This is a genomic window from Pseudomonas fluorescens, from assembly GCF_902497775.2.
Lineage (GTDB): Bacteria > Pseudomonadota > Gammaproteobacteria > Pseudomonadales > Pseudomonadaceae > Aquipseudomonas > Aquipseudomonas putida_F.
Window position 1 is genome coordinate 2,849,731 of sequence record NZ_OZ024668.1, and the last position, 24,640, is coordinate 2,874,370.

The 24,640-nt window shown below is 65.5% G+C and carries 26 protein-coding genes; 25 read left to right on the top strand and 1 reads right to left on the bottom strand.

What is annotated here, in order from left to right:
• Positions 1–597, bottom strand: coding sequence for a TetR/AcrR family transcriptional regulator (locus tag F8N82_RS12940; protein WP_038995694.1), 597 nt, complete (start codon positions 595–597; stop codon positions 1–3).
• Positions 598–707: 110 nt separating this feature from the next.
• Here F8N82_RS12940 and F8N82_RS12945 point away from each other — a divergent pair, with 110 nt between their 5' ends.
• The 25 genes from F8N82_RS12945 to F8N82_RS13065 all read left to right on the top strand — a co-directional run bounded on the left by F8N82_RS12945 (position 708) and on the right by F8N82_RS13065 (position 24,634).
• Positions 708–1,763, top strand: coding sequence for a sugar phosphate isomerase/epimerase family protein (locus F8N82_RS12945; protein WP_038995696.1), 1,056 nt, complete (start codon positions 708–710; stop codon positions 1,761–1,763).
• Between the two features lie 27 nt (positions 1,764–1,790).
• Positions 1,791–2,657 carry an alpha/beta fold hydrolase gene (locus F8N82_RS12950; RefSeq protein WP_038995697.1) on the top strand — a complete coding sequence of 289 codons (867 nt, stop codon included), beginning with the start codon at positions 1,791–1,793 and terminating at the stop codon, positions 2,655–2,657.
• Between the two features lie 92 nt (positions 2,658–2,749).
• Positions 2,750–3,796: a class I SAM-dependent methyltransferase gene (locus F8N82_RS12955; protein WP_038995698.1), complete on the top strand. Its 1,047-nt coding sequence runs from the start codon at positions 2,750–2,752 to the stop codon at positions 3,794–3,796.
• Positions 3,797–3,985: 189 nt separating this feature from the next.
• On the top strand, positions 3,986–4,576 hold the full coding sequence (locus F8N82_RS12960; RefSeq protein ID WP_038995699.1) for an amino acid synthesis family protein: 591 nt from the start codon (positions 3,986–3,988) through the stop codon (positions 4,574–4,576).
• Between the two features lie 26 nt (positions 4,577–4,602).
• A complete protein-coding gene (locus F8N82_RS12965; protein ID WP_038995700.1) occupies positions 4,603–5,436 on the top strand; it encodes an alpha/beta fold hydrolase in 834 nt (277 codons plus the stop codon).
• Entirely contained in the window at positions 5,433–6,914 is a 1,482-nt protein-coding gene (locus F8N82_RS12970) for an aldehyde dehydrogenase (RefSeq protein WP_038995701.1), read from the top strand. Before F8N82_RS12965 ends, F8N82_RS12970 begins: the two co-directional genes overlap by 4 nt.
• Before the next feature lie 12 nt (positions 6,915–6,926).
• Positions 6,927–7,412, top strand: a complete 486-nt coding sequence (locus F8N82_RS12975) for a flavin reductase family protein (RefSeq protein ID WP_038995702.1) — start codon at positions 6,927–6,929, stop codon at positions 7,410–7,412.
• Between the two features lie 18 nt (positions 7,413–7,430).
• Positions 7,431–7,820: a carboxymuconolactone decarboxylase family protein gene (locus F8N82_RS12980; protein ID WP_038995703.1), complete on the top strand. Its 390-nt coding sequence runs from the start codon at positions 7,431–7,433 to the stop codon at positions 7,818–7,820.
• Positions 7,821–7,864: 44 nt separating this feature from the next.
• Positions 7,865–8,617 (top strand): GntR family transcriptional regulator, encoded by a 753-nt coding sequence (locus F8N82_RS12985; protein WP_038999423.1) that lies wholly within the window; start codon positions 7,865–7,867, stop codon positions 8,615–8,617.
• 2 nt (positions 8,618–8,619) lie between these two features.
• The gene (locus tag F8N82_RS12990) at positions 8,620–9,183 is read left to right on the top strand and encodes an NUDIX hydrolase (protein WP_038995704.1); all 564 of its coding nucleotides are present in this window, start codon (positions 8,620–8,622) and stop codon (positions 9,181–9,183) included.
• A 92-nt stretch (positions 9,184–9,275) separates the two neighbouring features.
• Positions 9,276–9,947, top strand: coding sequence for a GntR family transcriptional regulator (locus tag F8N82_RS12995; RefSeq protein ID WP_038995705.1), 672 nt, complete (start codon positions 9,276–9,278; stop codon positions 9,945–9,947).
• A gap of 235 nt (positions 9,948–10,182) precedes the next feature.
• On the top strand, positions 10,183–11,115 hold the full coding sequence (locus F8N82_RS13000; protein ID WP_038995706.1) for a 4-hydroxyproline epimerase: 933 nt from the start codon (positions 10,183–10,185) through the stop codon (positions 11,113–11,115).
• Complete coding sequence (locus F8N82_RS13005) at positions 11,112–12,227, top strand: NAD(P)/FAD-dependent oxidoreductase (protein WP_038995707.1); 1,116 nt, start codon at positions 11,112–11,114, stop codon at positions 12,225–12,227. Before F8N82_RS13000 ends, F8N82_RS13005 begins: the two co-directional genes overlap by 4 nt.
• Positions 12,220–12,456 (top strand): (2Fe-2S)-binding protein, encoded by a 237-nt coding sequence (locus F8N82_RS13010; RefSeq protein WP_038995708.1) that lies wholly within the window; start codon positions 12,220–12,222, stop codon positions 12,454–12,456. The genes F8N82_RS13005 and F8N82_RS13010 overlap by 8 nt, the downstream gene beginning before the upstream one ends.
• On the top strand, positions 12,453–13,709 hold the full coding sequence (locus F8N82_RS13015; protein ID WP_038995709.1) for an NAD(P)/FAD-dependent oxidoreductase: 1,257 nt from the start codon (positions 12,453–12,455) through the stop codon (positions 13,707–13,709). The genes F8N82_RS13010 and F8N82_RS13015 overlap by 4 nt, the downstream gene beginning before the upstream one ends.
• A 56-nt stretch (positions 13,710–13,765) precedes the next feature.
• Positions 13,766–14,515: an AraC family transcriptional regulator gene (locus F8N82_RS13020; RefSeq protein WP_038995710.1), complete on the top strand. Its 750-nt coding sequence runs from the start codon at positions 13,766–13,768 to the stop codon at positions 14,513–14,515.
• 242 nt (positions 14,516–14,757) lie between these two features.
• Positions 14,758–15,576 (top strand): transporter substrate-binding domain-containing protein, encoded by an 819-nt coding sequence (locus tag F8N82_RS13025; protein WP_038995712.1) that lies wholly within the window; start codon positions 14,758–14,760, stop codon positions 15,574–15,576.
• A gap of 10 nt (positions 15,577–15,586) precedes the next feature.
• Positions 15,587–17,368, top strand: coding sequence for an aconitase X (locus F8N82_RS13030; RefSeq protein ID WP_038995713.1), 1,782 nt, complete (start codon positions 15,587–15,589; stop codon positions 17,366–17,368).
• Complete coding sequence (locus F8N82_RS13035; RefSeq protein WP_038995714.1) at positions 17,361–18,032, top strand: amino acid ABC transporter permease; 672 nt, start codon at positions 17,361–17,363, stop codon at positions 18,030–18,032. Before F8N82_RS13030 ends, F8N82_RS13035 begins: the two co-directional genes overlap by 8 nt.
• Before the next feature lie 10 nt (positions 18,033–18,042).
• A complete protein-coding gene (locus F8N82_RS13040; RefSeq protein ID WP_010223884.1) occupies positions 18,043–18,693 on the top strand; it encodes an amino acid ABC transporter permease in 651 nt (216 codons plus the stop codon).
• Positions 18,686–19,408 carry an amino acid ABC transporter ATP-binding protein gene (locus F8N82_RS13045; RefSeq protein ID WP_038995715.1) on the top strand — a complete coding sequence of 241 codons (723 nt, stop codon included), beginning with the start codon at positions 18,686–18,688 and terminating at the stop codon, positions 19,406–19,408. Before F8N82_RS13040 ends, F8N82_RS13045 begins: the two co-directional genes overlap by 8 nt.
• Positions 19,409–19,504: 96 nt before the next feature.
• Positions 19,505–20,533 carry a trans-3-hydroxy-L-proline dehydratase gene (locus F8N82_RS13050; RefSeq protein WP_038995716.1) on the top strand — a complete coding sequence of 343 codons (1,029 nt, stop codon included), beginning with the start codon at positions 19,505–19,507 and terminating at the stop codon, positions 20,531–20,533.
• Between the two features lie 124 nt (positions 20,534–20,657).
• Positions 20,658–21,575: a dihydrodipicolinate synthase family protein gene (locus F8N82_RS13055; protein ID WP_010223887.1), complete on the top strand. Its 918-nt coding sequence runs from the start codon at positions 20,658–20,660 to the stop codon at positions 21,573–21,575.
• A 69-nt stretch (positions 21,576–21,644) separates the two neighbouring features.
• Positions 21,645–23,027, top strand: coding sequence for a fosfomycin efflux MFS transporter AbaF (abaF, locus tag F8N82_RS13060; RefSeq protein WP_038995718.1), 1,383 nt, complete (start codon positions 21,645–21,647; stop codon positions 23,025–23,027).
• A gap of 26 nt (positions 23,028–23,053) precedes the next feature.
• Positions 23,054–24,634 (top strand): aldehyde dehydrogenase (NADP(+)), encoded by a 1,581-nt coding sequence (locus F8N82_RS13065; protein ID WP_038995719.1) that lies wholly within the window; start codon positions 23,054–23,056, stop codon positions 24,632–24,634.
• The last annotated feature ends 6 nt before the right edge of the window (positions 24,635–24,640 follow it).

Consider the following 24,640-nt stretch of genomic DNA (forward strand, 5'->3'; position numbering starts at 1 on the left):
TCAGGCCCGGGCCGCGCGCAGTGCGCTCAACGCCGGTTTGATCATCGCCTGCAGGCGCGGTGCGTCAATGCCATCGCGGGCCTGAATGGCAATGCCGTGCAGCAAGGTGGCGAACAGGTCGCCCAGGGCCTCAGGGTCGGCATCAGCCTGGAGTTCGCCACGGCCGTGGGCCTGGCGCAGCAGGTCGATGATCGACTGGGTGCGCTGACGGCGCAGCTCGCTCATCCAGTCGAGCACGCCAGTGATATCCGGCCCGCCACTGGCGGTCGATGACACCGCCAGACAGCCGCGTGGGCCATCCGCTGCGGTGTAGGTAGCGATGGCATCCAGCAGGATCTGCTCCACCGCCTGGCACACCGGCAGGCCACGACTGATGACCCGCTCGGCAAAGCCGCCCTGCTCGGCCAGGTACAGCGCCACCACTTCGCGAAACAACTGCTCCTTGCTGCCAAAGGCGGCGTAGATGCGCGCCGAGGCAATGCCCAGAGCACTGACCAGCAAGGCCATTGAAGTGCCTTCGTAACCGTACTGCCAGAAGGTTGCCAGGGCCTTGTGCAGGGCCTGGTCGCGATCAAATTCCCGGGGACGTCCGGCCATGGGTTGTGTGTCCATCAAATCAGGTGTGGCGGATTCTACCCTGCAAGACAGTTGACGCAAGCCCGTTGCCGCCCTATTGTTTGTCGATCGACAAACAATAGGAAGTCAGCATGCGTACCCTCAAAGGCCCCAGCCTGCACCTGGCCCAGTTCAGCGCCGAGCAAGCACCGTTCAACAGCCTCCCAGAGATCGCCCGCTGGGCGGCCGGCCATGGTTTCAAGGCGTTGCAGGTGCCGGCCTGGGACCGGCGCCTGTTCGACCTGGAGCTGGCCGCCGAAAGCCAGACTTACTGCGATGAGCTGCGCGGCATGCTTGCCGAACACGGCCTGCAGGTCAGCGAGCTGAGCACCCACCTGCTCGGCCAACTGGTGGCGGTACACCCGGCCTACGACGCCCTGTGCGACAACTTCGCCCCGCCAGCGCTGCACGGCAAACCCAAGGCGCGCACGGCCTGGGCGCTGGAGCAGCTGCACCTGGCAATCAAGGCCTCGCAACGCCTGGGCCTGACCGACATGGGCACCTTCTCAGGCTCCCTGGCCTGGCCTTACCTGTTCCCCTTCCCGCAACGACCGGCGGGCTTGATCGAGACGGCCTTCGAGGAGCTGGCACGACGCTGGCGGCCCATCCTCGATGCCTGCGAGGAGCACGGCATCAACCTCTGCTACGAAATCCACCCCAGCGAAGACCTGCACGACGGCAGCAGCTTCGAACGCTTCCTCGACCTGGTCGATCAGCACCCGCGCTGCAACCTGCTGTTCGACCCCAGTCATTTCGTCCTGCAGCAACTGAACTACCTCGACTACCTGGACATTTACCACACGCGCATCCGCATGTTTCACGTCAAGGATGCCGAGTTCAATCCCACCGGCCGCCAGGGGACCTACGGCGGGTACTGCGACTGGAGCGAACGGGCTGGACGTTTCCGCTCGCTGGGCGACGGCCAGGTCGATTTCAAGGCGATCTTCTCCAAGCTCGCCCAATACGACTTCCCCGGCTGGGCCACGCTGGAATGGGAGTGCTGCCTCAAGGACCAGGAAGACGGCGCCCGCGAAGGTGCGGCGTTCATCGGTGAGCACATCATCCAGGTCACCACCCGCACCTTCGACGACTTCGCCGGCGCACCGGTCGACCCGCAACAGATCCAGACCCTGCTGGGCCTGGCTTGAATGCCCTTTTCACATGGAGCGCAACAGATGTCAGCAAGCCCCGAAGCCAACTTCGAACATCGCTATTTGATCCTGGAACCCGGCCGTCGCCTGCATTGCGTGCAACTGGGCAGCGGCCAGCCGGTGCTGCTGATCCCCGGCTGGCCGCAGACCTGGTACGCCTGGCGGCACGTGATGAGCGCCCTGGCCCGCCAGGGTTACCAGGCCATCGCCGTCGACCTGCCGGGCACCGGCCTGTCCGACCCGGCCGCCGAAGGACATGACACCGGCAACATCGCCGCGCTGCTGCACCGGGCCATGGGCCAACTGGGCCATCAACGCTACCGGCTGGCCGGGCATGACGTGGGCATGTGGGTCGGCTATGCGCTGGCCAGCGACTACCCCGACGCGGTCAGCCAACTGGTGCTCAGCGAGGCGGTGATTCCGGGCCTGGCCGAGGCGCCACCGATCTTCGTCAGCACCGAGCAGAACATCTTCATCTGGCACTTTTTGTTCAATCAGTTGCAGGACTTGCCCGAGGCCTTGATCACCGGCCGCGAGGACCGCTACCTGACGTTCATGTTCGAGCGCTGGGCGCATCATGTTGACCGCGTAGCGGTCGACACCTACATCAAGGCCTACAGCAAGCCCGGAGGCCTCAGTGGCGGGCTGGCCTATTACCGCTCGATCAGCCAGACCATCGCCCAGAACCGCCAGCGCGCCGGCAAACGCCTGGGCATGCCGGTACTGGCCATCGGCGCCGAGCATGCTACCGCCGAGGTGCCGCTGCAGACCCTGCAGGCCCATGCCGACAATCTGCGCGGCAGCGTCATCGCCGACTGCGGGCACTTCGTCATGGAAGAAGCGGACGAAGCGTTCAGCGCGCAAGTGCTGGCGTTCTTCGAAGCGAACTAGACTTAAAAATTGCCCCCCGCAACACATTGGCCCGAGGTTGCCGGCCCGCCGGCAACCGCGTTGACGTAGGACTTCGCACAGGAGCACACGCAATGGACGAAGCCAGGCTTAACGACTTCATGGGCAAGCTGGTGTCCGACATGGGCGCCGCCGCCATGCTTGCCAACCTGATTCTTGGCGATGAGCTCGGTTTGTACCGGGCCATGGCCGACAGCCAATTCATCAGCCCCGAACAACTGGCCGACAAGACCGGCTGCAATACCCGCCTGCTGCGCGAATGGCTGAGCGCCCAGGCCGCTTCCGGTTACATGGAACACAGCGACGGGCGTTTTCGCCTGCCGGAAGAACAGGCCATGGCCCTGGCCATCGAAGACTCTCCGGTGTATGTGGCCGGTGGCGCTTCGGTGATCGCCGCGCTGTTTCATGACAAAGACAAACTGGTTGCCGCCATGCGCGGCGATGGCGCCCTGGCCTGGGGCGATCATCACCCGTGCATGTTCAGTGGCACCGAGCGTTTCTTCCGCCCCGGTTACCGTGCCCATCTGGTGGCCGAATGGCTGCCGAGCCTGACCGGGGTGATCGACAAACTGCAGGCCGGGGCCAAGGTCGCCGATATTGGCTGCGGCCATGGCGCCTCGACGGTGATCATGGCCCAGGCCTTCCCCGCCTCGCGCTTCAGTGGCTTTGACTACCATGGCCCGTCCATCACTATCGCCAGCGAACGGGCTGCCGAAGGCGGGGTGGCCGAGCGCACGCAGTTCGTCCAGGCCAGCGCCAAGAACTTCCCCGGCAACGACTACGACCTGATCTGCTATTTCGACTGCCTGCACGACATGGGCGACCCGGTCGGCGCCGCCCGGCATGCCTACGACACACTCAAACCCGACGGTACGGTGCTGTTGGTCGAGCCCTATGCCAACGACACCCTGGATGAAAACAGCACGCCGGTCGGGCGACTGTTCTATGCCGCCTCGACCTTTATCTGCACGCCCAACTCGCTGTCCCAGGAAGTCGGCCTCGGGCTGGGTGCCCAGGCGGGGGAAGCGAGGCTGCGGGCAGTGTTTGAAGAGGCCGGGTTCAAGCGCTTTCGCCGGGCCACCGAAACACCGTTCAATTTGATTCTTGAAGCGCGCAAGTAGTCCCCCTATCGCGGGTCAAGCCCGCTCCTACAAGGTTATCTGAACCTCTGTGGGAGCAGGCTTGACCCGCGATGCTGTACATCCCCACCCGTCCCCCGAGCAGAGAAATTTGCAGGAAGCACTTGCACGCCAAATATTATGGTATACCATCAGACAACAAGACCAACCCATCCTGCACGGGAGCAGCCCATGAGTTTCGAAATCCGCAAGATCGTCACCTACAGCGAACAAACCCTGATTGAAGGCGGCAAGGCCACGGACAAGCCAGTGACCATGGTCGGCCTGGCTGTGGTGCTCAAGAACCCATGGCTGGGTCGTGGTTTTGTCGAGGACTTGAAGCCCGAAATCCGCGCCAACTGCTCGGACCTGGGTGCGCAAATGGTCGAGCGCCTGTGCGCGGCCATCGGTGGTGCCGAGAAGATCGAGGCTTATGGCAAGGCTGCGGTGGTCGGTGCCGATGGCGAGATCGAACACGCCTCGGCGGTGATCCATACCTTGCGTTTTGGCAACCACTACCGCGAGGCGGTCCAGGCCAAGAGCTACCTGAGCTTCACCAACAAGCGCGGCGGCCCGGGGACCTCGATCCAGATCCCGATGATGCACAAGGACGACGAAGGCCTGCGCTCGCACTACATCACCCTGGAAATGCAGATCGAAGACGCCCCGCGTGCCGACGAGATCGTCGTGGTGCTCGGCTGCGCCGACGGTGGCCGCCTGCACCCGCGCATCGGCAACCGCTACATCGACCTGGAAGAGCTGGCCGCTGAAAAAGCGCAATAACAATAATTACGCCCTAGGAGCGACCGATGATTCAGCCTGCTGCTGAACGCACCCCGGCCGGCACCAGTTACCTGGCGACCGGCCAAGGCCACCCCGTGGTGTTGATCCACGGGGTGGGCCTGAACAAAGAAATGTGGGGCGGGCAGATCGTTGGCTTGGCCTGCGACTACCAGGTGATTGCCTACGACATGCTCGGCCACGGCCAGAGCCCGCGTCCGGCCGCCGGCACCGGCCTGCCCGGCTATGCCGCGCAACTGACCGAGCTGCTCGAGCACCTGCAAGTGCCGCAGGCAACCATCATCGGCTTCTCCATGGGCGGCCTGGTGGCGCGCGCCTTCGCCCTGCACTACCCACAGCGCCTGGCTGCGCTGGTGGTACTCAACAGCGTGTTCAACCGCAGCGCCGAACAGCGCGCCGGGGTGATAGCGCGTACCGCCCAGGCTGCCGAGCACGGCCCCGACGCCAACGCCGAAGCGGCCCTGGCACGCTGGTTCAGCCGCGAGTACCAGGCGGCGAATCCAGCGCAGATCGCGGCCATTCGCCAGACCCTGGCCAGCAACGATCCGCAGGGCTACCTGACCACCTATGAACTGTTCGCCACCCAGGACATGTACCGCGCCGATGACCTGGCCAGTATCCAGGTGCCGACCCTGATCGCCACCGGTGAATGGGACCTGGGCTCGACCCCGGCCATGACCGAGCAACTGGCCCAGCGCATTCCCGGCGCCCAGAGCGTGGTGCTGGCCGAGCAACGGCATATGATGCCGGTAGAGTCGCCGCGCCTGGTCAACCAGATGCTCCTGGACTTTCTCGGGCACGCCCGAACCCTCTGCGATTCAGCCAAGGGGATCGTTGCATGACACTCGTATCCTTCCAGATGTGCATCGACGGCCAGTGGCTCGATGCCGTCAGCGGCAAGACCTTCGACAGCCTCGACCCGTCCACCGCGCAAGCCTGGGCGCAACTGCCCGATGCCGATCAAGCGGATGTCGAACGGGCGGTACAGGCCGCGCAAACAGCCTTTGACAACCCGGTCTGGCGCGGTCTCAGCGCCACTGCCCGGGGCAAGCTGCTGCGCCGCCTCGGCGACCTGATCAGCGCCAACAAAGAGCACCTGGCCCAACTGGAAAGCCGCGACAACGGCAAGCTGATCCGCGAGACCCGCGGCCAGGTCGGCTACCTGCCGGAGTTTTTCCACTACACCGCAGGCCTTGCCGACAAGCTCGAAGGCGGCACGCTGCCGCTGGACAAGCCCGACCTGTTTGCCTACACCGTGCACGAGCCAATCGGCGTGGTGGCGGCGATCATTCCCTGGAACAGCCCGCTGTACCTCACCGCGATCAAGCTGGCGCCAGCGCTGGCGGCCGGCAACACCATCGTCATCAAACCCTCCGAGCACGCCTCGGCGACCATCCTGGAGCTTGCGCGGCTGGCCCTTGAAGCCGGCTTCCCCCCAGGGGTGGTCAACGTCGTCACCGGTTATGGCCCAAGCACCGGCGCCGCGCTGACCCGCCACCCGCTGGTGCGCAAGATCGCCTTCACCGGCGGCGCCGCCACCGCCCGCCACGTAGTGCGCAGCAGCGCCGAGAATTTCGCCAAGCTGTCGCTGGAGCTGGGCGGCAAATCGCCGAACATCATCTTCGCCGACGCCGACCTGGACAGCGCCATCAATGGCGCGGTGGCCGGCATCTACGCCGCCTCCGGGCAGAGCTGCGTGGCAGGTTCGCGCCTGCTGGTGCAGGAGGAGATTTTCGATGAGTTCGTCGAGCGCCTGATCGAGCGGGCCAAACGCATCAAGATCGGCAACCCGCAGGATGAAAGCAGCGAAATGGGCCCGATGGCCACCGCCCAGCAACTGGCGGTGGTCGAAAGCCTGGTGGCCGCGGCCAAGGCCGAAGGCGCCAAACTGCGCCTGGGCGGCCAGCGCGCCGAGGTCGAAGGCAATGGCTGGTACTACCAGCCGACCCTGTTCGAATGCGACAGCCATTCGCTGAAGATCATGCAGGAAGAAGTCTTTGGCCCGGTGGCGGCAGTCATCCGCTTCAAGACCGAGGCCCAGGCGCTGGCCATGGCCAATGACTCGCAGTTTGGCCTGGCCGCCGGTATCTGGACCCGCGACCTGGGCCGTGCCCATCGCCTGGCCCGGGACGTGCGCTCGGGGATCATCTGGGTCAACACCTACCGCGCGGTGTCGGCCATGGCGCCGATCGGCGGCTTCAAGAACAGCGGCTACGGCCGTGAAAGCGGCATCGATTCGGTGCTGGCGTATACCGAGCTGAAAACGGTGTGGATCAACCTCTCCACCGCGCCCATGCCCGACCCCTTTGTCATGCGTTAGGAGCGCCAGTCCATGATCGAACCCGGCATTTACAAAGACGTGATGGGCTCCTTCCCGTCCGGCGTCACGGTGGTCACCACCCTGGACGCCGACGGCGCCATCGTCGGCATCACCGCCAGTGCCTTCAGTGCACTGTCGATCGACCCGGCGCTGGTGCTGTTCTGTCCCAATTACGCCTCCGACACCTACCCGATCCTGCGCGACAGCAAGCAGTTCGCCATTCACCTGCTGGCCGCCGGGCAAACCGCCGAAGCCTATGCCTTTGCCGGCAAGGGCAAAGACAAGGCCAAGGGTATCGACTGGCACCTGAGCGAGCTGGGCAACCCGCTGCTGCGCAACGCTACGGCGATCATCGAGTGCGAGTTGTGGCGCGAGTACGACGGTGGCGACCACGCCATCATCGTTGGCGCGGTCAAGCACCTGATCCTGCCCGAGCAACCGGCAACACCGATGATCTACCACAAAGGCAAGCTCGGCGCCCTGCCGCCGCTGGCCTGATTGATTCGGAGCGCAGCGATGAACAACGAGAAGTACGAAAAAGGCCTGCAGATCCGCACCCAGGTGCTGGGCCAGGACTACGTCAACCAATCGATCAAGAACGCCGACGACTTCAACAGGCCCTTGCAGGAGCTGGTCACCGAGTACTGCTGGGGGCATGTCTGGGGCCGCGACGGCTTGTCGCTCAAGGAACGCAGCATGATCAACCTGGCGATGATTTCCGCGCTCAATCGCCCTCACGAACTCAAGCTGCATATACGTGGCGCCTTGCGTAACGGTCTGAGTCGTGAGCAAATACGCGAAATCCTGCTTCAAGTCGGTATCTATTGCGGTGTGCCCGCAGCCGTGGACAGTTTCCGGCTGGCCCGCGAAGCCTTCGCCGAGGCCGACTCGGAGCCCACCCGATAACGACGGGCTGTTCACCTGCAACAGCCCTCAGCAGAGCACCGATGATGAAACGCCAGCCTCTCGACGACAGCTTCAAGGTCAACCGCAACCCCGTCACCCTGCGTGAAATCGTCCTCGACAAACTGCGCGGGGCGATCATGAGCTTCCAGCTGCTGCCGGGCGATCGCCTGGTCGAGCGCGACCTCTGCGACCGCCTCGGCGTCAGCCGTACCTCGGTACGCGAAGCCCTGCGCCACCTGGAGTCCGAAGGCCTGGTGGAGTTCGCCGATGCCAAGGGCCCGCGCGTCGCGATCATCACCCTCGAAGACGCCCGCGACATCTACGAGCTGCGTTGCGTGCTCGAAGGCCTGATCGTCCAGCTGTTCACCTTGAACGCCAAGGCCAAGGATATCCGCGCCCTGGAAAAAGCTCTGGAAGTGAACCGCAAATCCCTCGAAGAAGGCGAACTGCAACAGGTGATCGATTCGGTGCAGGGCTTCTACGACGTGCTGCTCGAAGGCTCGGGCAACCACGTGGCCGCGACCCAGCTGCGCCAGTTGCAGGCGCGCATCAGCTACCTTCGCGCGACCTCGGTGTCCCAGGAAAACCGCCGCGGCGCCAGCAACCAGGAAATGGAAAAGATCGTCGCGGCGATCAAGACCGGTGACCCGCTGGCCGCTCACCAGGCCTCGGTCGATCACGTACGCGCCGCCGCCAAAGTGGCGCTGGACTACCTGCGCCTGAAACAGAACGACAACAGCAAGGTGCGCGACATCGCCGCGCCCATTGCCCTCAAAGAACCCCGCATAGGCCGCTGACCATGCCCGCCGTCCCGCGTTACTGCCCGCATTGCACTGCCGAGCTGCACCAGGGACGGCCCAGCGGCGACACCCACGAGCGCTTGCTGTGCAGCGCCTGTGGCTATGTTCACTACGTGAACCCGAAGATCATCGCCGGCTGCATCATCGAGCAGGACGGCAAGTACCTGCTGTGCCAGCGGGCGATCCCGCCGCGCCCGGGCACCTGGACGTTGCCGGCAGGCTTCATGGAAAGCGGCGAGACCACTGAACAGGCGGCGCTGCGTGAGGTCTGGGAAGAAAGCGGTGTGCGCGGCGAGATCATCTCGCCCTACTCGATCTTCAGCGTGCCGACCATCAGCGAGGTGTACATCATCTTTCGCGCCATCGCCCTGGAGATTACCGGCCAGTATGGGCCCGAGACCCTCGACTATCGCTTCTTCGCCCCCGAAGACATCCCCTGGGACGAGATCTACTACCCGGCGATCCGGCAGATTCTCGAGCGTTACATCGAAGAGCGCCAGGCCGGGGTGTACGGGATCTACATGGGCAACGATGACACCGGCAAGGTGCACTTCATCCGTTAACCCGCCCCCAGCGCTGTGCGTCGGGCATGTCTGGCGCCATGCCCGGATAGTTTCGTATACCATATCCAGAAATAACTTCGGACGACGCCACCGTGACCGTACCCCGCCTCAATGCCCCGGACCTGGGCAACACGCCTTCGACTTCGGAAATCATCACCCGTCACCTGCGCGATGCGATCATTGCCGGGCACTTCGCCGAAGACGAACCGATCCGCCAGGACGATATCGCCCGCCAGTTCAACGTCAGCAAGATCCCCGTGCGCGAGGCGCTCAAGCGCCTGGAGGCCGAAGGCCTGGTGATGTTCCAGCGCAATCGCGGGGCGATGGTCACGCGCATGTCCGAATCAGAGCTGGCGCAGATGTTCGAAGTGCGCATGCTGCTCGAAGACAAGGCCCTGCGCCTGGCCATCCCGAACATGACCGAAGCGACCTTCGCCCGCGCCGAACGCATCTGCCAGGAGTTCGTCGGCGAGAACGACGTCGGCCGTTGGGCCGAGCTTAACTGGGAGTTGCACGCCTGCCTGTACGAACCGGCGCAGCGACCCTTCCTGGTCAATATGATCCGCTCGGTGAACGACAAGCTGGAGCGCTACCTGCGCATGCAGATGAGCCTGTCGGCAGGTAAGGATCGCGCCGATCACGAACACCGCGACATCCTCGACGCCTGCCGGGCCAAGGATGTCGAGCTGGCGGTCAGGCTGCTCGACGAACACATCGCCGGCGTCTGCAAGACCCTCTTCGAGCACCTGCCTCCCACCAAATAATGGCAACCTGGTGGACCTGTGGGAGCGGGCTTGCCCCGCGATCGAGCGCGAAGCGCTCGCCATCCAGGCGCCAGCTGTTGTGTTGGATGGACTGGCCTCTTCGCGGGGCAAGCCCGCTCCTACAGGTTCCGCCGCTGTGCCGATTTCGTCATGGGCGTGGCGTAAAGGCATCAAGCCTGCGCACTGGGGGACACGCCACTCTGTCGTTCACTTCCCTGAACGGACGCGGCCTCCCATGAAACGCATTACCGTGATCGACTCGCATACCGGCGGCGAACCGACCCGCCTGGTCACCGACGGCTTCCCTGAACTGGGCAACGGCAGCATGGCTCAGCGCCGCCAGCGCCTTGCCGAGGAGCACGATCAATGGCGCACGGCCTGCATGCTGGAGCCGCGCGGCAGCGATGTACTGGTCGGCGCGCTGCTGTGCCAACCGGTGGACCCGAGCGCCTGCGCCGGGGTGATCTTCTTCAACAACAGCGGTTACCTGGGCATGTGCGGCCACGGCACCATTGGCCTGGTGGTGTCGCTGGCCCACCTTGGGCGGATCGGGCCGGGCGTGCACCGCATCGAAACCCCGGTCGGCACCGTGCAGGCGACCCTGCACGAGGATCACTCGGTCAGTGTGCGCAACGTGCCGGCCTACCGTTACCGCAAGGACCTGGCGCTGGACGTGCAGGGCTTAGGCCGGGTGGTGGGCGATGTGGCCTGGGGCGGCAACTGGTTCTTTTTGATCGCCGACCACGGCCAGCAGGTCGCCGGTGACAACATCGAGGCGCTGACCGCCTACACCTACGCCGTGCAGCAAGCCTTGGAGGATCAGGGCATCCGTGGCGAGGACGGTGGCCTGATCGACCATATCGAACTGTTCGCCGACGACCCCGACGCCGACAGCCGCAACTTCGTGCTCTGTCCCGGCAAGGCCTACGACCGCTCGCCCTGCGGCACCGGCACCAGCGCCAAGCTCGCCTGCCTTGCCGCCGACGGCAAGCTGCAGCCGGGTCAGCACTGGCGCCAGGCCAGCGTGATCGGCAGCACCTTCGAGGGCTCGTTCGAAGCCGACGGCGAGCGGATCATCCCGACCATTCGCGGCCGTGCGCACATCAGCGCCGAAGCCACGCTCATTCTGCAGGAAGACGACCCGTTCGCCTGGGGCATTCGCCCGTGAGCGGCGCTGCCGTGGCCGATGTAATCGTGATCGGTGCCGGTATCATCGGCGCGGCCTGCGCCCAGGCGCTGGCCGCCCGTGGCTTGCGTGTATTGGTGCTGGACGCCGGGCTGCATGGCGCCACCGCCGCCGGCATGGGCCACCTGCTGGTGCTCGACGACAACCCTGCGGAACTGGCACTGAGCCAATATTCGCTGCAACGCTGGCGCGAACTGGCGCCGCAATTGCCAGAGGCCTGCGCCTACCGCAGCAACGGCACGCTGTGGCTGGCGGCCAACGGCGAAGAAATGGCCGTGGCCGAACACAAATTCAACCTACTGCAAGCACAGGGTGTGACCTGCGAGCTGGTCGCCGGACGCGCCTTGCGCCAGCGCGAACCGGCCCTGCGCGAGGGGCTCGAAGGCGGCTTGCTGATCAACGGCGACGGCATCCTCTACGCCCCGGCCACTGCCGGCTGGATGCTGCAATCGCCAGGGATCGAGCAGCGTCGGGCGCGGGTCAGCGCAGTGCAAGGCAAGCGCGTGCGGCTGGACAATGGCCAGTGGCTGAGCGCCGAAGCCGTGGTGCTGGCCAACGGCATCCAGGCCGTTGACCTGTGCCCGGAGCTGCCCATCGAGCCGAAGAAAGGCCACCTGCTGATCACCGACCGCTACCCCGGCACCGTCACCCACACCCTGGTAGAGCTGGGCTACGTGACCAGCGCGCACACTGCCAGTGGCCCGTCCACCGCCTGCAACATCCAGCCGCGCCCGACCGGTCAGCTGTTCATCGGCGCCTCGCGCCAGTTCGGCACCACCGACCCAGCCGTGGAAGGCTGGATGCTCGCGCGCATGCTCAAGCGCGCGACCGAGTACATGCCGGACCTGGCCAACCTCAACGGCATCCGCGCCTGGACCGGCTTTCGCGCCGCCAGCCCCGACGGCCTGCCGCTGGTGGGCCGCCATCCGCAGCAGGACGGCCTGTGGCTGGCGGTCGGCCACGAAGGGTTGGGGGTCACCACCGCGCCGGCAACTGCCGACCTCTTGAGCGCCCAACTGTTCGACGAAACGCCGCCGCTGGCGGCCATCCCCTACCTGCCAGATCGCTTCCTCGGAGCACTCGCCCATGCCTGACCTGACCCTCGATGGCCGCCCGCTGCACGTGGCCGACGGCACCAGTGTGGCCGCCGCCCTGGCCCTGGGTGGCGATGGCTGCGCGCGCACCTCGGTCAGCGGCCACCGCCGTGCACCGCTGTGCGGCATGGGCATTTGCCAGGAATGCCGGGTGACCATCGACGGCCGTCGACGCCTGGCCTGCCAGACCCAGTGCCGCGACGGCATGCAGGTGGAGACCCACGCATGAACGAACAGACCAACCTGCTGATCATTGGCGCCGGCCCCGCCGGGCTGGCTGCGGCACTGGCCGCTGCGCCCCGGGCCGCGCGCATCGTGCTGCTCGACGACAACCCGTTGCCGGGCGGGCAGATCTGGCGCGACGGGCCCCAGGCCAAGGTGCCCGCCCAGGCGCGCCGGCTGCGCGAGCAGGTGCTGGCCTGCACCAATGTGCACTGGCACAGCGGCACACGGGTGATCGCCAACCCCGGCCCGAATACCTTGCTGGTGGAGAACGCCGAGCGCGGCTGGCAGATCCACTACGAGCGCTTGATCCTCTGTACCGGCGCCCGCGAGCTGCTGCTGCCGTTCCCCGGCTGGACGCTGTCTGGGGTGAGCGGTGCCGGTGGCTTGCAGGCGCTGATCAAGGGCGGCATGCCGGTGCGCGATGAGCGCATCGTCATCGCCGGCAGCGGCCCTTTGCTGCTGGCCAGCGCTGCCACCGCCAGAGAACACGGCGCCCGGGTCCTGCGCATTGCTGAACAAGCTTCGCGCGCGGCCGTCGCAGGCTTTGCCGCGCAGTTGCCGCGCTGGCCGCACAAGCTGCTGCAATCGATCGGTCTGTTCGACCGCCAGTACCGCACCGCCAGCCATGTCCTGGCCGCACTGGGCACTGACCGGCTCGAAGGCGTGCGCCTGCGTCAGCAGGGCCAGGTGGTGGAAATTGCCTGCGATCGACTGGCCTGCGGCTTCGGCCTGATCCCCAACATCCAGCTGGGCCAGGCCCTGGGCTGCGCCGTGCAGCAGCAGGCGATTACCGTGGACGCCTGGCAGGCGACCTCGCAGCCCGGCGTCTACGCGGCAGGCGAATGCACAGGTTTTGGCGGCAGCGAGCGGGCCTTGGTCGAAGGTGCTATTGCCGGAAATGCTGCGACCGGCAACAGCCAGGCGGCGCAGCGGCTGTGGCGCCGGCGCGCCCGCTGGCACGCGTTTGCCAGGGCGCTGCATAACGCCTTCGCCCTGGACCCTGCGCTAAAATCGCTGGCCGCTGCCGACACCCTGGTGTGCCGCTGCGAAGACGTCCCCTATGCCGCCCTCACCGGGCATAGCGACTGGCGCCAGGCCAAGCTCGCCAGCCGTTGCGGCATGGGCGCCTGCCAGGGCCGGGTGTGCGGCGCGGCCACGCAGTACCTGTTCGGCTGGCAACCCTCGGCGCCACGCCCGCCGTTCAGCCCGGCGCGCATCGACACCCTGCTGTGCCTTGAGCAAACCAGCGACGCTTGAGATAAATACCGGGGGCGCTCTATGATCCCGACGATCGCCCCCGGAACGTCAGCGCCATGCACGCCACGCTCAACCACTTCGCGCCCTGCGACCTGCCGACCCTGCTCAGCAACCTGCAGCCCATCGCGCCGCTGCTCGACACGCTCAACGATGTGGTGTTCTTCATCAAGGACCGCCAGGCGCGCTACGCCTTCGTCAACCAGACCCTGGCCCGGCGCTGCGGGCGCAAGCACCGCGAAGAGCTGCTCGGGCTCACCGCCGAGCACGTATTCCCCGCCCGCTTCGGCCCGCTCTACACCGAGCAGGACCGCCGCGTGCTCAGCAGCGGCCGGGAACTGACCGACCAGCTCGAGCTGCACCTTTACTACGGCAACCAGCCCATCTGGTGCCTGACCCACAAACGTGCGCTCAAAGACGCCGAGGGCAATATTGTCGGGCTCGCCGGTATTTCCCGCGACCTGCAATTGCCCCAGTCCAACCACCCGGCGTTCCACAAGCTTGCCGCGGTCGACGCGCATATCCGCGCCCACTTCACCCGCCCTGTCAGCCTCGCCGAACTGACTGCTATTGCAGGCCTCTCGATAGCGCAACTGGAACGCCACTGCAAACGCATCTTCCAACTCACGCCGCGGCAGATGATCCACAAGGCGCGGCTGGAAGAAGCCTCGCGCCTGCTGCAAGACCTTGACCTGCCCATCACCGACATCGCCCTGCGCTGCGGTTACACCGACCACAGTGCCTTCAGCCGGCAGTTTCGCGCCCTCACCGGGCTTTCACCGAGCCAGTACCGCGACAGCCAGCGCTGAGTGTTCCTTTAGCGGGCGCCGCGCGCCAGCAGTGCTCCGATATGTAACACCTGCGTAGCGCCCGTTGAGTTGCGGTGAAACCACCGACAACACCCCGCCTTTGCTGCAGGCGCCCTAGCGCACGGGCCGCAGGATTATTCCTACACCCACAATAAAACAGGCACGGCCATTGCACTAAAAAATATCGTATACGAAATCTCCAATACGATATCTAACAGCACTTATCCGACCACGAGGCACCTATGAAAAACCGCACATTTGCCGTAGCCCTCGGCGCTGTTCTCAGTACCGCCTGCATTGCCAACGCCCAGGCCGACAAGCTCGACGACATCATCGGCTCCGGCAAGCTGCGCTGCGCCGTGACCCTGGACTTCCCGCCCATGGGCTTTCGCGATGAAGCCAACAAACCCGCCGGCTTCGACGTGGACTACTGCAGCGACCTGGCGAAGGTGCTGGGGGTCGAGCCAGAAGTGGTCGAAACACCCTTCCCCGACCGCATCCCGGCCCTGGTCTCCGGCCGCGCCGACGTGATCGTGGCATCCACCTCCGACACCCTTGAGCGGGCCAAGACCGTCGGCCTTACCGTGCCCTACTTCGCCTTCCAGATGGTGGTACTGACCCGCGACAACACCGGCATCAACAGCTTCGACGACCTCAAGGGCAAAGCACTGGGCAACACCAGCGGCACCTATGAAGCCATCGCCCTGGAAAAAGACGTGAAGAGCTGGGGCAGCGGCACCTTCCGCGCCTACCAGTCGCAGAACGACACCCTGCTGGCGGTCGCCCAGGGGCACATCGACGCCACCGTGGTCACCAACACCGTCGCCGCGGCCACCCTCAAGTCCGGCAAGTACAAGAACCTCAAGGTCGCCGGCAACGCCCCCTACGTGATCGATTACGTGTCGCTGGGCGCCAAGCGCAATGAATACGGCCTGCTGCGCTACCTGGACCTGTTCGTCAACCAGCAGGTACGCACCGGGCGCTACAAGGAGCTGTTCACCAAGTGGGTGGGCACTGAAATCGCCCCGACCGACCTGACCGTGCCACAGGTCTACTACTGAGGTGGGCAGCATGACCAGCACACCCATCCCCCTGACCGGGCGCAGCCTGGTCGAGGGCGCGGCCCAGGGCCCCTTGCTGTTCGCCGATACCGGGCTGAGCTTCTGGGGTGGGGTTGACCCCGCCAGCGGCGAAGTCATCGACCATCATCATCCACTGAGCGGCCAGTGCATCGCCGGGCGCGTACTGGCGATTCCCAGCGGGCGCGGCTCGTGCACCGGCAGCAGCGTGATGATGGAACTGATCAGCAACGGCCACGCCCCGGCGGCGCTGGTGCTGGCCGAAGCCGACGAGATCCTCACCCTCGGCGTGCTGGTCGCGCAGACGTTGTTCCAACGCTCCCTGCCGGTGCTGTGCATCGGCAAGGAGGCCTTCGCCAACTTGCGTGGTGCAGGCTGGGCGCGGGTCGAAGGCGAGCGCCTGAGCCTGTATGCCCGGGCACCCACCGATCACTGGCAGGCCGCGCCTTTTAACCAGGGCGCCCGGCCGTTTAGCACGGGTCTGAAGCTGCAAGCACAGGACCAGGCGCTGCTCGACGGCAGCCACGGCAAGGCTGCGCAGATGGCCATGCAGATCGTCCTGCGCATGGCCGAGCTGCAAGGCGCCGAGCAGTTGCTGGACGTGACCCAGGCGCATATCGACGGCTGCATCTACACCGGCCCCGCCAGCCTCGGTTTCGCCGAACGACTGCTGCGCTGGGGCGCGAAGGTGCGGGTGCCGACCACGCTCAATGCCATCTCGGTCGACCAGCGCCGCTGGCGCGAGCTGGGCATCGACCCGGCACTGGGCGAACCGGCCAGCGCCCTGGGCGATGCCTATATGGCCATGGGTGCGCAGATGAGCTTCACCTGCGCGCCTTACCTGCTCGACAGCGCGCCGACCCAGGGCGAACAGATCGTCTGGGCTGAATCCAACGCCGTGGTCTTCGCCAACAGCGTGCTGGGTGCGCGCACCCTCAAGTACCCCGACTACCTCGATATCTGCATCGCCCTGACCGGCCGCGCGCCACGCATCGGCTGTCACCTGGACAGCCAGCGCAAGGCGCAGTTGCTGGTGCAGGTGCCGGCGCTGCAGCCGCTGGACGACAGCTTCTACCCCCTGCTCGGCTATCACATCGGCGCCCTGGCCGGCTCGCGGATCCCCCTGGTATACGGGCTGGAACAGGCGCAGCCGAGCCTGGACGACCTCAAGGCCTTCGGCGCCGCCTTTGCCACCACCTCGGCCGCGCCGCTGTTTCATATCGCCGGGGTCACTCCCGAAGCCCTGGACCCGGCGCAGGTCCTCGAACCCGGCGCCAGCCTGACCAGCGAGCATATTGAACTGCACAACTTGCTGCACAGCTGGCGCGCGCTCAACAGTGCCCACGAGCCTCAGGTGGATGTGGTGTCGCTGGGCAACCCGCACTTTTCCTTCAGCGAATTCGCGGCGCTCGCACAGCTGTGCCAGGGTCGGCGCAAGCACCCCGAGGTGGTCGTGGCCATCACCTGCGGTCGCGCGGTGCTCGAACAAGCCCGCGCCGCCGGGTTGATCGCCGGGCTTGAACGCTTCGGCGTCACCCTGGTGACCGACACCTGCTGGTGCATGCTCGGTGAGCCGGTGATCCCGCCAGCGGCGCGCACGCTGATGACCAATTCCGGCAAATATGCCCACTACGGACCGGGCCTGGCCGGTCGCCCGGTGCATTTCGCCAGCCTCGCCGAATGCGTCGAGTCGGCCTGCAGCGGCCAGGCCAGTGGCCACTTGCCGGCCTGGCTGCAACCTGCCGGGTGCACGGAGGGCCGCGCGCATGTTTGACTTTGACTACACCTTCCAGTGGCGCTCGGCCCTGCGCGCGCTGCCCGACATGCTGGCCGGTGCCTGGGTGACCTTCGAGACCGCCGCACTGTCGATGATCTTCGGGGTGCTGATCGCCCTGGCCCTGACCGTGATGCGCGAAGGCAAGCAGCCGCTGCTGCGCGGCGTTGCCAATGGCTGGGTGTCGATTGCGCGCAACACGCCGTCGCTGTTCCAGATCTACATCCTGTACTTCGGCCTGGGCTCGCTGGGGCTGCACGTCAGTTCCTGGATCGCCCTGCTGGCCGGGATCACCTTCAACAACGCCGGGTACCTGGCGGAGAACTTTCGCGGCGGCCTCAAGGCCGTGCCGACCACGCAAATGCGGGCGGCGCGCTCGCTGGGCATGAGCGCCTTTCAGACCTACCGGATGATCGTCATCCCGCAACTGTTGCGGGTGGTGTTCTACCCCTTGACCAACCAGATGGTCTGGGCAGTGCTGATGACGTCGCTGGGGGTGATCGTGGGCCTGAACAACGACCTGACCGGCGTGACCCAGGACTACAACGTCAAGACCTTCCGCACCTTCGAATACTTCGCCCTGGCGGCGGCGCTGTACTACGTGATTGCCAAGGCAATCGTCGCGCTGGCCCGGCTGATGGCCTGGCGGCTGTTCCGTTACTGAGGAGCTCGGCATGTTTTCCACCGGTTTTACCTGGAACGACTTGGTGTTCCTGCTCGACGGGGCGCGCATCACCTTGCAGCTGACCTTCTGGGCCATCCTGCTGGGCACTTTCGCCGGGCTGCTGTTCGGCCTGGCCCGGGCCCTGTGGCCACGGCTGAGCCTGCCGCTGGCGTGGGTGCTGGATGTGTTTCGCAGCGTGCCGCTGCTGATCCAGTTCGTGCTGTTCAACTCGTTCAAGAGCATCGTCGGCCTCGACATCAGCGCCTTCAGCGTCGGCTGCATCGTGCTGGGGGTCTACACCGCCGCGTACTTCACCGAGATCGTCCGTGGCGGCGTCCTGGCGGTGTCGCTGAGCGTGCGCCGGGCCAGCCGCTCGCTGGGCATGAGCTACCTGCAGGACCTGCGCTGGATCGTCCTGCCGATGGCCACCCGGGTGGCGTTTCCCGGCTGGCTGAACCTGGTGCTGGGGGTGATGAAAGACACGGCGCTGGTGATGTGGATCGGCATCGTCGAACTGCTGCGCGCCTCGCAGACCATCGTTACGCGGATTCAGGAACCCCTGCTGGTGCTGTGCATCGCAGGCCTCATCTACTACGTCATGAGCCTGGTGGTTGCCCGCCTGGGCGCCCGTCTGGAAAGAAGGTGGCAGGAAAATGATTGAGATCGAGAACGTACACAAATCCTTCGGCGACCTGGAAGTGGTCAAGGGCGTGAGCCTGACCGTGAACAAGGGCGAAGTGGTGTCGATCATCGGCGGCTCGGGCTCGGGCAAGTCGACCTTGCTGATGTGCATCAACGGCCTGGAACCGATCCAGAAAGGCAACATCCGCGTCGACGGCGTCGAGGTCCACCACCGGGCCACCGACCTCAACCGCCTGCGCCAGAAGATCGGCATTGTCTTCCAGCAGTGGAATGCCTTCCCGCACCTGACGGTGCTGGAAAACGTCATGCTCGCGCCGCGCAAGGTGCTCGGCAAAGACAAGCACGATGCCGAAGCGCTGGCCGTCAAGCAACTGACCCACGTGGGCCTGGGCGACAAGCTCAAGACCTTCCCCGGCAAGCTCTCGGGCGGGCAGCAGCAACGCATGGCAATTGCCCGGGCGCTGGCCATGTCGCCGGACTACATGCTGTTCGACGAGGCCACCTCGGCGCTCGACCCGCAGCTGGTGGGCGAGGTGCTCGACACCATGCGCATGCTCGCCGAGGACGGCATGACCATGGTCCTGGTGACCCACGAGATACGTTTTGCCCGGGATGTGTCGGACCGGGTGGCGTTCTTCCGTAACGGCCTGGTGCACGAAATCGGCTCGCCGGACCAGGTGATCGGCAACCCGTTGCAACCGGAGACGGCGGCGTTCTTGAAGTCGGTGAAATAGAAGCATCGCAGGGCAAGCCCGCTCCTACAGAGATCTCTGTAGGAGCGGGCTTGCCCCGCGATAAGGCCTGCCCTAACAACACAAGGAGTCCTGTGAATGCGCTCATCGAAAATAGTCCACATCGTCAACTGCCACGCCGAAGGCGAAGTCGGCGACGTCATCGTCGGCGGTGTCGCCCCGCCACCGGGCGCCACCGTCTGGGAGCAATCGCGCTGGATCGCCCAGGACCAGACCCTGCGCAACTTCGTTCTCAACGAACCGCGCGGCGGCGTGTTTCGCCACGTCAACCTGCTGGTCCCGCCCAAGGACCCGCGCGCGCAAATGGCCTGGATCATCATGGAGCCGGCCGATACTCCGCCGATGTCCGGTTCCAACTCGCTGTGCGTGTCGACGGTGCTGCTCGACAGCGGCATCCTGCCGATGACCGAGCCCGAGACGCGCCTGGTGCTCGAAGCCCCCGGCGGCCTGATCGAGGCCGTCGCCCAATGCCGCGACGGCAAGGTGCAGCGGGTGGAAGTGAAGAACGTGCCATCCTTCGCCGACCGCCTCGACGCCTGGATCGAGGTCGAAGGCTACGGCTCGCTGCAGGTCGACACCGCCTATGGTGGCGACAGCTTCGTCATCGCCGATGCCCGGCAACTGGGCTTTGCGATACACCCCGACGAAGCCAGGGAGATCGTCGAGATCGGCCTTAAAATCACCCGCGCCGCCAACGAGCAACTGGGTTTCAGCCACCCGCTGAACCCGGACTGGGCGCACATTTCCTTCTGCCAGATCGCCGCGCCCATCGAGTATGAGGATGGCGTCGCCAGCGGCGCCAACGCCGTGGTCATCCGCCCCGGCAAGATCGACCGCTCGCCCTGCGGCACCGGTTGTTCGGCACGCATGGCGGTGCTGCAGGCCAAAGGTCTGATGAAAGTCGGCGATCGTTTCATCGGCCGCTCGATCATCGGTTCGCGGTTCGACTGCCGCATCGAATCACTGACCGAAATCGCCGGCCGCCCGGCCATCTACCCGTGCATTTCCGGCCGTGCCTGGATCACTGGCACCCATCAATTGCTGCTCGATCCAAGCGATCCCTGGCCACAAGGCTACCGGTTGTCGGACACCTGGCCCGGCGCCTGAAACCTAACCCGTTGATTTCGCGACACCCTTGAAAACCGATCAGCCCTAACCGTGAAAAAACGCTGGTCGATTTTAACCACTTAAAATATCGTATACGAAATACAATAAACAACCGGAGAACACCATGAGCAAGTACGTAAACTGGAGCGGCGTCTTCCCTGCGGTCACCACTCAATTCAACGACGACTTCTCGATCAACCTGGAAAAGACCCACGAGGTGATTTCCAATGTGATCCGTGACGGCGTCTCGGGCCTGGTGGTCTGTGGTTCGGTGGGTGAGAACACTTCGCTGAGCGCCGAAGAGAAAATCGCCGTCACCGAGGTCGCCGTCGATGCCTCCCGCGGCCGGGTTCCGGTGATCTGCGGCGTCGCCGAGTTCACTAGCGTGCAGGCCGCCAAAGTGGCCAATGCGGTGCGCCAGGTCGGCGTCGACGGGGTGATGCTGATGCCGGCGCTGGTCTACGGCTCCAAGCCGTTCGAGACCGCCGAGCACTACCGTTACGTGGCCAAGCACACCGACGTGCCGCTGATGGTCTACAACAACCCGCCGATCTACAAAAACGACGTCACCCCGGACATCCTGATTTCCCTGGCCGACTGCGACAACGTGGTGTGCTTCAAGGACTCCTCCGGCGACACCCGCCGCTTCATCGACGTGCGCAACGAAGTCGGCGACCGCTTCGTACTGTTCGCGGGCCTGGACGACGTGGTCCTGGAAAGCATCGCGGTCGGCGCCCAGGGCTGGGTCTCGGGCATGTCCAACGTGTTCCCCAAAGAGGGCGAGACGATCTTCCGCCTGGCCAAGGCCGGGCGCTTCGCCGAGGCCATGCCGATCTACGAATGGCTGATGCCGATCCTGCACCTGGACGCCCGCGCGGACCTGGTGCAGTGCATCAAGCTGTGCGAAGCCATCGCCGGTCGCGGCAGCGCGCTGACCCGCCCGCCACGCCTGGCCCTGCCGGAAGCTGATCGCGTCTACGTCGAGCAGATCATGGCCAAGGCCCTGGCCAACCGTCCGCAGCTGCCGGACGTCGGCCTCTGAGTGATTGCCGGGCCGGCTCCGTCCTGGAGACCGGCCTGCCTGTTTTGCGCCCATACAGGAAATGCCAGCATGTCCAGTCACCCTTCCAGCGCAACCAGCCCTTCGGGATTGAAACGTGTCGTGGCCGCGGCCATGGCCGGCACCGTCGCCGAATGGTATGAGTTCTTCCTCTACGGCACCGCCTCGGCACTGGTCTTCGGCCAGCTGTTCTTTCGCCAGACCGACAGCCCTGTCGACGGCATCATCGCCGCCTTCGCCCTCTACGCCGTGGGCTTTCTGGCCCGCCCGCTGGGCGGTCTGGTGTTTGGTCACTACGGTGACAAATTCGGCCGCAAGCGCTTGCTGCAACTGAGCCTGGTGGTGGTCGGCATCACCACCTTCCTGATGGGTTGCCTGCCGGGCTTCGACACCATCGGCTATGCCGCGCCGGTGTTGTTGGTGCTGCTGCGGCTGATTCAGGGTTTTGCCTTCGGTGGCGAATGGGGTGGCGCCATCCTGCTGGTGTCCGAGCACTGCCCGGACAACCGCCGCGGTTTCTGGGCCAGTTGGCCGCAAGCCGGGGTGCCGGCCGGCAACCTGGTGGCGACCGTCGCCTTGCTGCTGTTGTCGAGTAACCTCTCGGAAGAACAATTCCTGGCCTGGGGCTGGCGTGTGGCGTTCTGGTTCTCGGCGGTGGTGGTCTTGATTGGCTACTGGATCCGCACCAGCGTCGACGACGCGCCGATCTTCAAGGAGGCTCAGGCTCGCCAGGCGCAGAAAACCGAGCAGCAACTGGGCGTGGTCGAAGTGTTGCGCCATCACTGGCGCGCGGTGCTGGTGGGGATCGGCGCACGCTTTGCCGAGAACATCCTTTACTACACCGTGGTGACCTTCTCCATCACCTACCTCAAGCTGGTGGTGCACAAGGACACCTCGCAGATCCTCCTGCTGATGTTTGGCGCGCACCTGCTGCACTTTTTCATGATTCCGTTGATGGGTTACCTGTCCGACCTGGTCGGGCGCAAGCCGGTGTACCTGACCGGCGCGGTGCTCACGGCGTTCTGGGGCTTCGTCGGCTTCCCGCTGATGGACACCGGCAACAACTGGCTGATCATGGCCGCTATCACCCTGGGCCTGGCCATCGAGTCGATGACCTACGCGCCCTACTCGGCACTGATGGCCGAGCTGTTCCCGACCCATGTGCGCTACACCGCGCTGTCGCTGTGCTACCAGGTGGCGCCGATTTTCGCCGGTTCCCTGGCCCCGCTGATCGCCATCAGCCTGCTCAATGAGTTCCACAGCTCGACGCCGATTGCCTGGTACCTGGTCGGTGCTGCGCTGATCTCGATCGTCGCCGTCGGCCTGACCCGCGAAACCCGCGGCAAGTCGCTGCACCAGGTAGACGCCGAAGCCGCCGCGCGCATCGCCGCCGGGCACGCTGCGCCTGTTCGCCAGGGCAGTTCGCTGGCCTGACCCCAACCTTTTTTCAGGAGTGTTCCATGGCGGCTATCATCGGCCACAACTACATCGGCGGCACGCGCAGCGCCGCTGGCAACCTCACCCTGCTCAGCCACGACGCGACCAGCGGCGAGGCTTTGCCCTATCAATTTCACCAGGCTACGGCCGAAGAAGTGGATGCCGCCGCCAAGGCCGCTGCCCACGCTTACCCGGTGTTGCGCAGCCTGTCGCCAGAGCGGCGAGCGCAGTTTCTTGAGGCCATCGCCGCGCAACTGGAGGCCCTGGGCGATGATTTCATCACCCTGGTGAGCCGTGAAACGGCTTTGCCAGCGGCGCGGATCCTCGGCGAGCGCGGGCGCACCAGCGGGCAGATGCGCCTGTTCGCCCAGGTACTGCGCCGGGGCGATTTTCTCGGCGCGAGGATCGACCGCGCGCAGCCGGATCGCCAACCGCTGCCCCGTGCCGACCTGCGCCAGTACCGCCTGGGCGTCGGCCCGGTCGCGGTGTTCGGCGCCAGCAACTTTGCGCTGGCTTTCTCCACCGCCGGTGGCGACACCGCCGCTGCGCTGGCCGCCGGCTGCCCGGTGGTGTTCAAGGCTCACAGCGGCCACATGGCCACGGCCGAACGGGTCGCCGATGCGATCATCCGCGCGGCCGAACTCACCGGCATGCCCAAAGGCGTGTTCAACATGATCTACGGCGCCGGCGTCGGTGAAGCGCTGGTCAAGCATCCGGCGATCCAGGCTGTGGGCTTTACCGGCTCGCTCAAGGGCGGCCGGGCGTTATGCGACATGGCGGCCGCGCGGGCCCAACCGATCCCGGTATTCGCCGAAATGAGCAGTATCAACCCGGTGCTGATACTGCCCCAGGCACTGACCCAACGTAGCGAGCAGATCGCCCGCGAGCTGGCTGCCTCAGTAGTGCTCGGCTGCGGGCAGTTCTGTACCAATCCGGGGCTGGTCATCGGCCTGCGCTCGCAGGCTTTCAGCGCATTTACCGAGCAACTGACGGCGCAACTGGCCGAGCAACCGGCACAAACCATGCTCAATGCCGGCACCCTTACCAGTTACCGCAAGGGCGTCGAGGCGCTACGCGCGCATCCTCGCATCAGCCACCTGGCCGGGCAGCCGCAACAAGGCAACCAGGCGCAGCCGCAACTGTTCAAGGCCGATGCGAGCCTGCTGCTCGAGGGCGATGCGCTGTTGCAGGAAGAGGTCTTCGGGCCGGCCACCGTGCTGGTCGAGGTGGCCGACAACGACCAACTGCAGCAGGCACTGAACGGCCTGCACGGTCAACTCACCGCCACCCTGATCGCCGAAGCTGCGGACCTGCAAGCCCACGCCGAGCTGCTGCCGCTGCTGGAGCAGAAAGTGGGTCGCGTGCTGTTCAACGGCTACCCGACAGGCGTTGAAGTCTGTGATGCGATGGTGCACGGCGGGCCCTACCCGGCCACCTCGGATGCCCGCGGGACCTCGGTCGGCAGCCTTGCCATCGACCGCTTCCTGCGTCCGGTGTGTTACCAGAACTGCCCGGATGCGCTGTTGCCGCCGGCCCTGCAGAACGCCAACCCACTGGGCATCGCTCGCCTGGTCGACGGCCAGAGCAGCCGCGCCGCCTTCTAGGCGCAG

Excerpts from the sequence above, each read along its gene's own strand:
- F8N82_RS13025 (WP_038995712.1), top strand. The coding sequence starts at position 14,758 with ATGAAAAACCGCACATTTGCCGTAGCCCTCGGCGCTGTTCTCAGTACC.
- F8N82_RS12965 (WP_038995700.1), top strand. The coding sequence starts at position 4,603 with ATGATTCAGCCTGCTGCTGAACGCACCCCGGCCGGCACCAGTTACCTG.
- F8N82_RS12950 (WP_038995697.1), top strand. The coding sequence starts at position 1,791 with ATGTCAGCAAGCCCCGAAGCCAACTTCGAACATCGCTATTTGATCCTG.
- F8N82_RS12985 (WP_038999423.1), top strand. The coding sequence starts at position 7,865 with ATGAAACGCCAGCCTCTCGACGACAGCTTCAAGGTCAACCGCAACCCC.
- F8N82_RS13020 (WP_038995710.1), top strand. The coding sequence starts at position 13,766 with ATGCACGCCACGCTCAACCACTTCGCGCCCTGCGACCTGCCGACCCTG.
- F8N82_RS13030 (WP_038995713.1), top strand. The coding sequence starts at position 15,587 with ATGACCAGCACACCCATCCCCCTGACCGGGCGCAGCCTGGTCGAGGGC.
- F8N82_RS13000 (WP_038995706.1), top strand. The coding sequence starts at position 10,183 with ATGAAACGCATTACCGTGATCGACTCGCATACCGGCGGCGAACCGACC.
- F8N82_RS13065 (WP_038995719.1), top strand. The coding sequence starts at position 23,054 with ATGGCGGCTATCATCGGCCACAACTACATCGGCGGCACGCGCAGCGCC.
- F8N82_RS13035 (WP_038995714.1), top strand. The coding sequence starts at position 17,361 with ATGTTTGACTTTGACTACACCTTCCAGTGGCGCTCGGCCCTGCGCGCG.
- F8N82_RS13050 (WP_038995716.1), top strand. The coding sequence starts at position 19,505 with ATGCGCTCATCGAAAATAGTCCACATCGTCAACTGCCACGCCGAAGGC.
- F8N82_RS12975 (WP_038995702.1), top strand. The coding sequence starts at position 6,927 with ATGATCGAACCCGGCATTTACAAAGACGTGATGGGCTCCTTCCCGTCC.
- F8N82_RS12955 (WP_038995698.1), top strand. The coding sequence starts at position 2,750 with ATGGACGAAGCCAGGCTTAACGACTTCATGGGCAAGCTGGTGTCCGAC.
- F8N82_RS12960 (WP_038995699.1), top strand. The coding sequence starts at position 3,986 with ATGAGTTTCGAAATCCGCAAGATCGTCACCTACAGCGAACAAACCCTG.
- F8N82_RS13015 (WP_038995709.1), top strand. The coding sequence starts at position 12,453 with ATGAACGAACAGACCAACCTGCTGATCATTGGCGCCGGCCCCGCCGGG.
- F8N82_RS12970 (WP_038995701.1), top strand. The coding sequence starts at position 5,433 with ATGACACTCGTATCCTTCCAGATGTGCATCGACGGCCAGTGGCTCGAT.
- F8N82_RS13040 (WP_010223884.1), top strand. The coding sequence starts at position 18,043 with ATGTTTTCCACCGGTTTTACCTGGAACGACTTGGTGTTCCTGCTCGAC.
- F8N82_RS13010 (WP_038995708.1), top strand. The coding sequence starts at position 12,220 with ATGCCTGACCTGACCCTCGATGGCCGCCCGCTGCACGTGGCCGACGGC.
- abaF (WP_038995718.1), top strand. The coding sequence starts at position 21,645 with ATGTCCAGTCACCCTTCCAGCGCAACCAGCCCTTCGGGATTGAAACGT.
- F8N82_RS13055 (WP_010223887.1), top strand. The coding sequence starts at position 20,658 with ATGAGCAAGTACGTAAACTGGAGCGGCGTCTTCCCTGCGGTCACCACT.
- F8N82_RS12980 (WP_038995703.1), top strand. The coding sequence starts at position 7,431 with ATGAACAACGAGAAGTACGAAAAAGGCCTGCAGATCCGCACCCAGGTG.
- F8N82_RS12990 (WP_038995704.1), top strand. The coding sequence starts at position 8,620 with ATGCCCGCCGTCCCGCGTTACTGCCCGCATTGCACTGCCGAGCTGCAC.
- F8N82_RS12940 (WP_038995694.1), bottom strand. The coding sequence starts at position 597 with ATGGCCGGACGTCCCCGGGAATTTGATCGCGACCAGGCCCTGCACAAG.
- F8N82_RS13045 (WP_038995715.1), top strand. The coding sequence starts at position 18,686 with ATGATTGAGATCGAGAACGTACACAAATCCTTCGGCGACCTGGAAGTG.
- F8N82_RS12945 (WP_038995696.1), top strand. The coding sequence starts at position 708 with ATGCGTACCCTCAAAGGCCCCAGCCTGCACCTGGCCCAGTTCAGCGCC.